At 40.6% G+C, this 11,467-nt stretch carries 8 protein-coding genes; 2 read left to right on the top strand and 6 right to left on the bottom strand.

Annotation, left to right across the window (positions count from 1 at the left end; genetic code table 11):
- Nucleotides 1-2,088 (top strand): VENN motif pre-toxin domain-containing protein (locus tag HMPREF3020_RS09450; RefSeq protein ID WP_180363107.1); only part of this gene is annotated, 2,088 nt, incomplete at its 5' end.
- 397 nt (nucleotides 2,089-2,485) lie between these two features.
- On the opposite strand, the gene purT is transcribed toward HMPREF3020_RS09450, so the two are convergent.
- From purT to HMPREF3020_RS00210, 4 genes are all read right to left on the bottom strand, one after another.
- Nucleotides 2,486-3,667 carry a formate-dependent phosphoribosylglycinamide formyltransferase gene (purT, locus tag HMPREF3020_RS00225; protein WP_070775137.1) on the bottom strand — a complete coding sequence of 394 codons (1,182 nt, stop codon included), beginning with the start codon at nucleotides 3,665-3,667 and terminating at the stop codon, nucleotides 2,486-2,488.
- A 9-nt stretch (nucleotides 3,668-3,676) separates the two neighbouring features.
- Nucleotides 3,677-4,180: an S-ribosylhomocysteine lyase gene (gene luxS, locus HMPREF3020_RS00220; RefSeq protein ID WP_070775136.1), complete on the bottom strand. Its 504-nt coding sequence runs from the start codon at nucleotides 4,178-4,180 to the stop codon at nucleotides 3,677-3,679.
- Between the two features lie 256 nt (nucleotides 4,181-4,436).
- Nucleotides 4,437-4,916 (bottom strand): YqaA family protein, encoded by a 480-nt coding sequence (locus HMPREF3020_RS00215; RefSeq protein ID WP_070775135.1) that lies wholly within the window; start codon nucleotides 4,914-4,916, stop codon nucleotides 4,437-4,439.
- The gene (locus HMPREF3020_RS00210; protein WP_070775134.1) at nucleotides 4,916-5,515 is read right to left on the bottom strand and encodes a beta-phosphoglucomutase family hydrolase; all 600 of its coding nucleotides are present in this window, start codon (nucleotides 5,513-5,515) and stop codon (nucleotides 4,916-4,918) included. Before HMPREF3020_RS00210 ends, HMPREF3020_RS00215 begins: the two co-directional genes overlap by 1 nt.
- Nucleotides 5,516-5,626: 111 nt before the next feature.
- Between HMPREF3020_RS00210 and HMPREF3020_RS00205 the strand changes: the two genes are divergently transcribed.
- Nucleotides 5,627-5,992, top strand: a complete 366-nt coding sequence (locus HMPREF3020_RS00205) for a hypothetical protein (RefSeq protein WP_070775133.1) — start codon at nucleotides 5,627-5,629, stop codon at nucleotides 5,990-5,992.
- Between the two features lie 22 nt (nucleotides 5,993-6,014).
- On the opposite strand, the gene ppx is transcribed toward HMPREF3020_RS00205, so the two are convergent.
- Together ppx and HMPREF3020_RS00195 are read right to left on the bottom strand one after the other, a co-directional pair.
- Nucleotides 6,015-7,559 carry an exopolyphosphatase gene (gene ppx / locus HMPREF3020_RS00200; RefSeq protein ID WP_070775132.1) on the bottom strand — a complete coding sequence of 515 codons (1,545 nt, stop codon included), beginning with the start codon at nucleotides 7,557-7,559 and terminating at the stop codon, nucleotides 6,015-6,017.
- Nucleotides 7,560-7,567: 8 nt separating this feature from the next.
- Nucleotides 7,568-11,467 carry an autotransporter assembly complex protein TamB gene (locus HMPREF3020_RS00195; protein WP_373897078.1) on the bottom strand — a complete coding sequence of 1,300 codons (3,900 nt, stop codon included), beginning with the start codon at nucleotides 11,465-11,467 and terminating at the stop codon, nucleotides 7,568-7,570.

The following is an 11,467-nucleotide window of genomic DNA, read 5'->3' as shown; positions in this document are numbered from 1 at the left end:
GGTAAATTAGAAAATCGTTTTGATAAGAATGCTTTACAAAAAGAACTTAATATACAGGTGGATGCAACAAAAGGATTTGTTCAAACTGCGAGTGCTGCTGGGAATGCAATTGCAAATAAATTAGGTGAAGAAGCTGTAGCCAAACAACGTGAAGCACAAGCTGCTCAAGAAGCGGCTGACCGTGCGTATAAAGCTAACCCAAGCAAAGAAAATGAAGCCGCACTAAATACGGCTAACCAAAATCTGATAACGGCTAATAATGAAGCGGACAAGTGGCAAACTGGAGGAGAATATAAGCGAAAAATTGATGGTGCCATGAATGCTATTTCTGCAGCATTGGGTGGTTTGCCAGCAGCGGGTATTGCTACCTCCGCAATTTCGCCAGAAATAAATCATCAAATTAAGCTAGCCACTGAGGGTAGCCCTATGGCTAATAAGGTTGCCCATGCAGTTTGGGGCGCGGTGGAAGCTTACTCCGCAAATCAAAATGCAGCAGCGGGAGCTGGTGGTGCTTTAGCGGGTGAGGTGATGGCTGATGTAATTGCAAAAGAGCTTTATGGTAAAAAGCCGAACCAACTTAATCGAGGGGAGAAAGAGGTCGTATCTTCTGTTAGTCAAGCCGCCGGTGCTTTAGTGGGTGGAGCGGCAGCAAATAGTAGCCAAGGAATTGGTGTAGGACTAACTACAGCTAAGAATGCCGTGGAGAATAATTTCTTGAGTGATGCATCAAGAGCGAGATTAAATGCCTTAAAAACAAAATATCATCGTGGAGAAAAATTAACAAACAAAGAAAAATTGGAGTTTAGAGATTTAATTGAATCAGATCAGCGTAGTGACATTCTCTTGGATAAATTTAGAAAAGATCCAAATTCCTTAAATAGCAAGGAAAGAGAGGCATTTTTAAGCTATGTAGATCGTTATTATATAGAAACTGTTACGGGGAATACCGCATCTGGTTATAAATTGGCATCACCAACATCACTGGTTAATGCTCAAAATCGTTTTGAATCAGAATATTTAATAAACGATCCTGTACCAAAACGAGATTATGGTCATTTCCCTTTTGCTGGTACGGATGCGCAAAGATCGCAAGCAGTGAATACTTTGCCAGAAGAGAGTAAGAACTGGCTAGGATGGCGTTCTGAAAAACATTCTCGTGATGAAGATATGTATTATACTGTCAAGAACGAACTTGATGCTTCTGAGAATTATAAAAATTCAGCGAATGGGAAAATAGCTTATTCAGTTAAGGATGGGTTGGAGGCAGGCTCTATGTTTGCTTTAGGTAGTGGAACTGCTGTTGTAAGAAGTGTTGCCCTCATGGAGAAAGCCGCCGCAACAGTTGGAGGTGAGGCTATTACTCTAGCTAATAAAGGGGGGCAAGTGTTACGTCTTGGCAAAGATGCGGCAACAAAAGCTTACATTGATGGTCAGATAAGATATGTTAATTTAGTTGATAAGGGAATTAAAGCCTACAATACCACTTTAACAAAAGCAGCAAATGCCTATATCAACGGACAGCTTGCGTATGCGGATGCTATTGCGAAAGGAGTTAATACAGCTAAAATAGCGGCACGAGAAGGTATTGAAGGAACTCGGGAATTAGTGAGTCAAGGGATTTATTATTCTTATCGACCAGCTGAGTTGGTTGTTGATACTGGGAAAGCTATAGCTTCAATGCCTAAACCATATAAGACAGCACTTGGTGTCAGTACTGGTGCAGGGGTCGCAGGTGAATCGTTTTATTATATGGATGGCTCGAAAAGTTTATCTAATCCAGCAGATGTTTTGGGCTCTGTATATAATGTTGGTGTAAATGCAGCTTATGATTCCGCTTTTTATACGGCAAACCCATTGCAATCTTTAGGACTTGATACATTGAAAGGGATTGCTAAAGATGGTAAAGGTGCTAACGATGCTTTTTATGATTCTGGTAAATCTAATAGCATATCAATGAGCATTGAGGGGTTAGGTAAAAAATTTGGTTTGAGTGATACAATGACTAAATTTATATCTTCATCAGTTAATAATGCTGTTGATTATAATAAAGAAAGCATAAATAGAGATAAGCCTTCTAAAGGAGAATAATGAAATTTATTATTACACTAATAAAAGTAGCTATAGTTTCTTTTTTAGCTACATCAATTTTTTATTTATTTGAATATATAGAATATGGAGGAGTACAGGATTTCTTCTCTTTTATAAAAAAATTTTATTTATATATACTTTTTATTGTTATATTAGGAATCTTAGGTAGGGAAAAAATAGATCATTGAATTTTAATGGATAGGTATTTCAGTAATATATCCAAAAGATTAAGTTTTCTGACGTTAGGTTTTTATTGGCTTTTAAATTTTTAGCTACCTAAAAGGTATATAATTTAAAATATCTAGATATAAAGTGCGGTCAATTTCCAAAGGGTTTTAAAACCTCTTAAAAATTGACTGCACTTTTTATTTTCAACGATATTTAAGTTGAGCAAACTTTATAATTTCACATCCAACTTCGCGTAAGCGCGCTCTACTTTTTCTAATGCTTTTTCTACGGAAACATCACGAGCAAGTAAGACACCTAAACGGCGATGGCCATTGACTTCGACTTTGCCGAAAATGCGAATATTGGTGTGCGGTTCAGCCAATACTTCGGTGATATTGCCAAATTGCACGTTTTTCGATTGACCTTCTACCACAATGGCTTTGGAAGCGGATGGGCTAATTAAGGTGATTTCTGGGATAGGTAAGCCTAAAATTGCACGGGCGTGTAAGGCAAATTCAGATAATTCTTGAGAAATTAGCGTGACCATACCAGTATCATGTGGTCGAGGGGAAACTTCATTGAAGATAACCTCATCACCACACACAAACATTTCCACGCCGAAAATACCGCGACCACCTAATGAAGTGGTGATTTTTTCTGCGACCTCTTGTGCTTTTTTCAAGGCTGCATCAGACATAGCTTGTGGTTGCCACGATTCACGATAGTCGCCATCTTCTTGACGATGGCCGATTGGCGCTAAGAAGCTGGTGCCATTAATGTGGCGAACGGTGAGTAAGGTGATTTCATAATCGAATTTAACAAACCCTTCTACAATCACGCGTCCTGCGCCTGCGCGACCACCTTGTTGAGCGTAATCCCAGGCTTTTTGTAAGTCGTCTTTGGATTTTAAAATACTTTGACCGTGGCCAGAAGAAGACATAATTGGTTTTACCACGCAAGGAATACCGATTTTTTCAACCGCACTTTGGAAGTCCGCAAAGTTATCGACAAATTGATAAGGTGAGGTTGGTAAGCCAAGCTCTTCGGCAGCCAAACGGCGAATGCCTTCGCGATTCATCGTCAGCTTGGTGGCTTTGGCGGTAGGCACAACATTAAAACCTGCTTTTTCTAATTCAATCAGCGTATCAGTCGCGATGGCTTCCACTTCCGGCACGATGTAATCTGGGCACTCTTTTTTCACTAAGGCTTTGAGGGCTGCCCCATCTAGCATGGAAATCGTATAAGCACGATGGGCCACTTGTTGTGCTGGGGCGTTTTCATAACGATCGACGGCAATCACTTCCACGCCTAAACGTTGTAATTCAATCACCACCTCTTTGCCCAGTTCACCAGAGCCAAGCATCATCACTTTGATAGCATTCGGGGTTAATGCTGTACCTAGGGTTGTCATGTTGTGTCCTTATTTTAAGAAAGATTCATCAAGTGCTAAATCGTCATTTTTATTAATCCCCACACCGCGAGCAATTACATTTTTAGCAATATCATGTGCTTCTTCTAAAGAATGTTCGGTGTAAGTCCCACATTGGTATTCGTTTAATTCAGGAATTTTGTTTTGATCTTGCACGGTTAAAATATCTTTCATGGAAGCTAACCATGCATCAGCCACTTGTTGCTCGTTTGGTGTGCCGATTAATGACATGTAAAAACCTGTGCGACAGCCCATTGGGGAAATATCGATGATTTCTACGCTGTCATTGTTTAAATGGTCACGCATGAAGCCTGCAAATAAATGCTCAAGGGTGTGAATCCCTTTTGGTGGGAGAATTTCTTTGTTTGGAATGCAAAAACGAAGATCAAAAACGGTGATGTCATCGCCCTTTGGAGTACGCATCGTTTTGGCTACACGCACGGCAGGTGCGTTCATACGGGTGTGATCCACTTTAAAACTGTCGAGTAATGGCATATTTATTTCCTTGAAAATCAGTGATTTGTAAATTAATTGCAAGTTTTTGTAAATTTTTTTACATTTTTTTACAATTTCTTTGAACTTTTCTTTTTAGCGTCGGTCTTATAGAACAAGCAACTTGCAGTTGTTTTAATAAAATTGGTTCCTTAGGTTATTTGCCCCTTACTTGATAAGGGGCGTTTTTTTATCTGTTGAATATTAATTCGTCTTTATTCTAGCCCACAACCAGGTTATGCACAAAGGCTATTCTCGGCTATGACACGAAAGGTAAACTGAAAAAGAGCAGGGCAATATAACGCAGTCCTTTTCCAATCGTCATAAAAATCAAACAACTTAGCCAATTCAATCGAAGCCAACCGGCTACTGCACAAAACACATCCCCGACAATAGGCAACCAGCTTAATAATAAAGTGATGGCACCATAGCGTTGTATTTTGTTTATCACCCATAAAGTGCGGTCATTTTTGCTGTCAATTTTCGGAAACCATCGACCAATCCAATAAGTGGTGAGGCTGCCAAGTGTATTGCCTGCGGTTGCCAGAAAAACAAGCCAAAAAATATCCGCACTTAATAATGAACCGACCAATACTTTTGGCACAGCAAGGGAGACAAACACAATTTCTGAATTACCTGGCAAAATGGTGGCGCTTAAGAAAGCGCTGAAAAACATCAACCACAAACCATGGGTTTGCCAAAAATCAGCCAAAAAGCTGAAAGAGAAAATGTCCCACATTAGGCTTTAATAATCTCTCTCGTTCTGACATCAAACACATCCATCCCCGCACTTAATCCTGCTTTTACGCCGAGATCGGCATCTTCAAAGACGATACAACGTGACGGTTCAGCTTTTGCCAGTTCTGCACAGCGTAAAAAGGTTTCTGGATGCGGTTTATGTTCTTTCACATCATCAGCGCTGACAATGGCGCTAAAGTAATGTTTGATATCTAATTTTTGCATCAACATATCAATGATTCGGCGGTTCGAACCTGAACCGAGCGCAATTGGCTTTTGTTGATAGTAATGACGCACCACGTCAAAGGTCGGGAGTAATTTTGATTCGGTTGGAATCAATTCATAGGAAAGTTTGCGTTTCGCTTGTATGACTTCATTTAAACGTTCTTGTGGCATACCGGCATCTTGCATAATGGCTGAGGCAATAGTGCTCACGGTTGCGCCACCTAAATCATACATAATTTGGCTATTAAAACGATAACCGAATTGTTCCCCTACTAGGTTCCATGCGCGTGCATGCACTGGCATGGTGTCGATTAAGGTGCCATCCATATCAAAAATCAAGCCATCATATTTTTCAAAAAGTCTGTTATCTATCATTTATTGCTTTCCTAGTTCGTAAATTTTTTCACTTTGTTTCAATTTTGTGATCTGTGCACTGGTAATTTTATGAAATAGCGGTAAAGTTATCCTATCTCAAAAAGGAATGTTATGTCGTTACTCAAACAATTAACCCGTTGGAAAATTCGCGGTCAGATTGATCAGGAAGTTATTGATATTATTCTGACTTTGCAAAGTCGCCTAGAGCATCATTGGCGCATTGATGTGTCTATTCCGACTGTCATCACACTCTTATTGCATATTGCCAACAGCCTTGCCCGCTTAAAACGAGGCGGTTGCGTTTCCCCGCTTCATCAATCCTTTTATGATGAAATGCAAAGTGCGGTCATTTTCCCTGATGTTTTGGAAATTCACCGCGATTTGCTTTCTTTTATTCCGCAAGATATTCCAGAAGCCGAACAGAGCTATTATCTCGCCAATATTTATAGTTTGCTGTTGGAGCAAGATAAAAAATAAGGGCATGAAAGCCCTTATTCTATCAGTTAAAAATCAAACTGAGTTCTAAATCTTTGAGTAAATTGCTTTCTAAGCGCAATTCATTCCACACTAATGGATTATTATCCAAATAATGTTTTTCAAAGGTCAGTTCCCAAGTCTGCAAAGAGCGGTCAATTCTGAGATTAATTTTATCCGTGCTATCTGTTGCTTGGCGAGATTTATTTAAAATCACCGAAATGCGTAAAAGAAGCAGTAAAACAAGGACATCTTCATCCGCATAACGAGCAAAAATCGGTAAATCATTCTTTTTAAATGCACCCGTGTGATAACGAACTAAATTCACCAACAAGCGTTGTTGCTCGCGATCAAAACCCGGCAATTCCATATTTTGCAGAATATAAGCCGAATGTTTTTGCACATTTCGATGATTGATTACGATGCCCACTTCCAATAAACGTGCCGCCCAAATCAGCAGGTTTTTCATTTCATCAGCAAGATACGGTTTTTGCCAATGGGTGTATTGATCAATTAAGGTTTTCGCACTATTTGCCACGCGATCGGCTTGCGCTAAATCTAAGTTAAATTGTTCGGCAAGTCCTAATGCGGTACGTGTACGGATATCTGAAACTTGGAAGTTTTTTTCTAAGCTATAAATTACCCCTTCACGCAAGGCACCGTCAGAGTAGCGCATATTTTCTAAACCAAATACGTCAAAAACGGCACTTAAAATGGCTAAGCCTGGCACGAAGACATCCACGCGATCAGGATTTAATCCCGCGATATTGAGTTCTTCAAAATGGGAAGCTTGTAAGGTTCGGTCAATTAAATTTTGTAAGCGTTCAGCCGTGATGATGCCGTTCGGGTCAAGAGTTGCAGTAATCACTTGATAGACGGTTTTAATGGTGCCTGATGAACCTAACACTGATTGCCAGCCGAGTTTGCGATATTCCCAGCTTAAATCTTCAATTTTATTGACCGCACTTTGGCGAGCTTGCTCGAAGTTTTCTTTTGAAATTTGTCCATTCGGGAAGAATTTTTTGGCAAAGCTGACGCAGCCCATATGACGACTTTCCGCCACTAAGGGGGTGAAATCATCACCAATGATCATTTCTGTCGAGCCACCACCAATATCGATGACCAGTTTACGTCCGCTTTCGGGTTGAGTGTGGCAAACACCCGCATAAATAGTTTTAGCTTCAGTTTGACCGCTGATGATATTAATAGGATAGGGAAAGACAGTGGCAGCCTGACGTAAAAATTCGTCATTATTGACCGCTCTTCGTAAGGTATAAGTGCCGACGACATTCACATCTTCTGGCGCAAAGCCTTGTAAGCGTTCAGCAAAAAGTGCAAGGCAATTTACACCGCGCTCAATGGCTTCTTGGCTTAATACATTGTGCTCGTCTAAGCCATCGGCAAGTCTCACTTTTTGTTTTAAACGAGAAAGCACCTGAATCGAGCCATTGATAATGCGTGCCACAATCATGTGGAAGCTGTTTGAGCCTAAATCAATGGCGGCAATCTCCCGGGCCTCACCTCGGTGATGAGGTTCTGCGAGTTGAGCCAGTTGCTTGTCGTTATGCATGTCCTTTCCTAAAATTCAAATTGATACAATAAATCAAAAACTTGGTTTGTGCTGGAAACCGATTGGAAATAAAGTTGTGGCATTAAGCGGTAACGCAAGGTCACTTCGGCTAAGCCATCAAATAATCCCACACCGTATTTCACTTGTAAGCGTTTACCAATATTACCACTAACTTGTACTTTGGAGCTATCCCCAACACCGGCAGTGCCTAAGTTTAAGTCTTGAATACCAAAGGCTTCGCCAATACCGCCGACGACTTTACCACTTTTCGCTAAACCTAAGCCAAGTAATGCGGCGCCCACAGAACCACTAGAACCTGCTTCACCGCTGTTTTCTAATGAGCGACCGGTTAATAAATAAGAAAGTGCCTGGTCTTGAGATTTGGCTGGATCAGAGAAAATAGTGACTTGTGGGCTAGATGCCATACCAATCACTTTTACCCCTGCGGTCACTTTACTGTCTTCCATGGCTTCTGGGTTACGAATCGCCTCAATATTTAACATCGGTTGTGAAGGTAAACCGGCGAAGCTGATTTGCCCTTTACGAATTAATAAATCCTGTCCAAAAGAAGCATAACGACCATTTTTCAGGTTAATTTGACCGAATAATCCTAGCTTACCTTTATCCTGTTTCACAGAAAGTAAACCATCCAAATTCGTTTTTAGACCATAAGCATTTAAATGTACATCATCACCGATTTTAATTTTTAAATCAGATTGAATTTGCATGCCCGATTTAGTTTCGGCTGCAAATTGGCGATTAATGAGTTCTTCTTTACTTTTTCTCGGGCCATTTAAAATCACTTCGTCTTCACTCACCGGTTCTGCATTGTCCGGTAAGCTTTCAATAGCAATTCTTGCCCATGGAATATCCACGTTTCCGCTTAAATCTAAGCGTTTTGGTGACGCTTTGACAACCACATTCGGGCTGACTTTTAATTTCGCCATAGACGGAATATCGACTTTGAAGTTATCCGCTTGCGCTCTGACTTCTGCCGTCCAGTTATCTATGTTAGCCCAGTTAGCTTGCCCGTTAATATTCAGCTTACTATCTGGTGTTTGAACATGACCATTTAAGGTTGAAGAGGTACCATTAAAGCGGATTGCCACTTGACCATCAGTTACGTCAAAAGGCAGACTTTTCAGTTTTGTTTTTACATTGCGAATATCGAAATTACCGTTTAATAATGGTTTTTCTAAATTGCCACCGAAACTTAAGCGAGAAACCACTTCGCCATCCATGCTTTCCCCGCTAGAGAAAAGTTGATTCGCTAAGGATAAGCGTAAACCTTCAATGGTGAAGGTACCGCCTAATTGTCGGCCTTTACTTAAATCATTAATTTTTAAGTCTGTGCCGATTCGGCCTTGATTCTGAATGTTAATGTCTGATTTCAGGGTTAAATTGTTATTTTGAATATCGGCATTCACGCTTAATTTAGGAATATCTAGCTTAAAGGTGCGGTAGTCTAATTTTTGTGCCACACCAATGTTATTACCTTCTACTGCTACATTTAGTTGTAACGGTTTATCACTGAACCATGCCACTTTTCCTCGGCTTTGTAATTGGCCTTTGAGCGTGTTTTGACCCATCAATCTATTCACTAAATCTAAATTAATGCGTTTAAGCTCAAAAGGGACTTCGCCGTTTTTCCCTGCCGTAAATTGTTGTGGAAAACACAAATCTAAATCTTGGTTAACCCAGCAGTGTGAACCAATGGTGGCTTGGATTTTTTTATTGTCATAAGTCACCGGAATAGTTTGATTCACTTTAAAATCGCCGATAGGTGAGTTAAGGCTTACTTGGCTTAAATTACCTTTCCATTGCTGAGAAGTGCGGTCAAAATTCCCCGCGATTTGCAAATCAGCTGCAACGGGTTCACCTTTTGATTTTAAGGTGAGCGTATGATGTTTTTCATCACCCGATGCATTCAAATCAATATTATGCAATTTGATGCTATCGCCATAGCGGAAGTTTTCCGCTTTGACGGTAAGTTCACCTTTCACTTGCGGTTCACTCACAACATTACCTTTAATTAAGGCTTTGGATAAGTCTAATCCTTGGAAGTGCAAGCCTTGTGCCGTTAAATCGGTATTAATGCTTGGCGCAGTAAGCTTCCCTAAAATCTGTGCTTTACCAACGACTGAGCCCGCTAAATCTTGCCACAGACCACGTAAGCTTGGTGCGTTGATATCTAAATCTAGGTTTGATTTATCACCTAATGTACCTTTTGCTGCAATGCGGTTATCGCCATAGTTCAGCAATAGATCAGGAATGTTTAATAAGGTTTCATTACTTAAAAAGACACTACCTTTTAAGCTTAATGTGCGAGAGGAAAGACTACCGGTTAAATCCACGGTAGGCACATCCACTTTCCAATGATTGGAATCAGCGGAACCTTGTGAGCTCACTTTGCCTGATAATACGGCTGGCATGGCTGGCACATAAGGGCGAATGTTCATTTTGTTTAAATCAGCGGTCACATCCCATTGCGCGCCATCTTTCCAGTTTGATGAACCCGTTAAACGTGCCGTACCATCTAGGGCAGCAAGTTTTAATTCGTTGATGGTGACTTCGTAGAGTTTACCGTCTGCATTTAAATCAACGTGAGTATGAGGGATATGATCCATACCCTCAACGCCACCAACAACTTCTGCGTGATAATTCAATAAATCGCCCGTGAGTTTGATATCGACATCGTTAATTTTGAGCGGCGCTAGGCTGTCTGTAAAAGCATATTGACCTTTTTTCGCTTTTAATTGCAGATTTAATGGCATTTTATCTTCAGCCAGTTTCACATCACCTGTTAAGGTGGCATCAAGCACCCCCTGTGTGGTTAACGAAAATGCGGTCGTTTTTTTCAAGGAGCCCGATACATTGAGATCAACTTTGCTGGCAGGAAGAATGGTTTTGTCTTTTGATTTAAATGCCTGGAGATCAGATTTTAATGTGAGATCAACTGGAAAATCGTCATTGAGCTGGAGTTGCCCTTGGCTAGAAAGTGTACCAAGAGAGCTGTCAATGTCGAGTTTTTGTAATTTCACTAAATGATCGGTGGCATCTGCTTGCAATTCCACTTTAGGCACAGTGATTTTTTGGATTTCTTCGCCTTTTTCATTGAGCGATTGATATTGCCAGTTTGTACCCAAAAAACTTGGAATGTGCATATCAAAAGGCAAGTTCACCGCATTTAAATTACCTAAAAAAGCCGGTGTGAGTGTTTGCTCAATTTGCGCCCAATCAACGGGTTTAGCGGGTTCTTTTTGCTCGGGCTGAGGGGGATTCGGTTGAGTTTGGGAGACCGTTGAGAAAAGCACGTCTGAAAGCGTGGTGGGCTCAAGGGTAAGGCCAGATTCATTGTTTAAACTGATCGCACTTTGAAAAGACGAAAACGTAATATTGCTTTGATCGAGTTTCATATCAAAGTCAGTAATCGCCACATTTTTCACTAGCACAGAAACCGGTAAATGGATTTTTTCCATTGGACCACTTTCCGTTTGTTTCTCTTCAGAAGGTGGCATGACACTGGTATCAATGGCAATTTTCGGCTGCGTTAAGCTGAGATCATCAACAATAATATCACCCGAAAGTAAACGCGCTAAATTCAGCTGTAAGCGCGTTTTAGGAAGGGCTACATCGACACCGGTGGTTTGAAAACGTAAATTTTCTAAGACTAAACCATCTTGTAAGCCACCGCTGACTTGCTCAATAGATAAGCTATCGAGCATTTTATCCGCAAGTTGAATAAGTGCACGTTGTCCACTATCAAAAGAAAGTGCTGTGACTACGCCTAAAACAGGAATAAAAATGACCGCACTTCCGACACATAAAATTTTACGGCAGGTCTTTTTCTTTTTAACGGGTTGTGTGGTTTGGTTATCTGGTTGTTTTTCTTGTTCAGACATAGTCAT

Origin of the sequence: Haemophilus sp. HMSC068C11, from assembly GCF_001815355.1 — a bacterium.
GTDB lineage: Bacteria > Pseudomonadota > Gammaproteobacteria > Enterobacterales > Pasteurellaceae > Haemophilus_D.
Note: the sequence above shows the minus strand (reverse complement) of the source record. Positions and strands in the feature narration are given on the sequence as shown.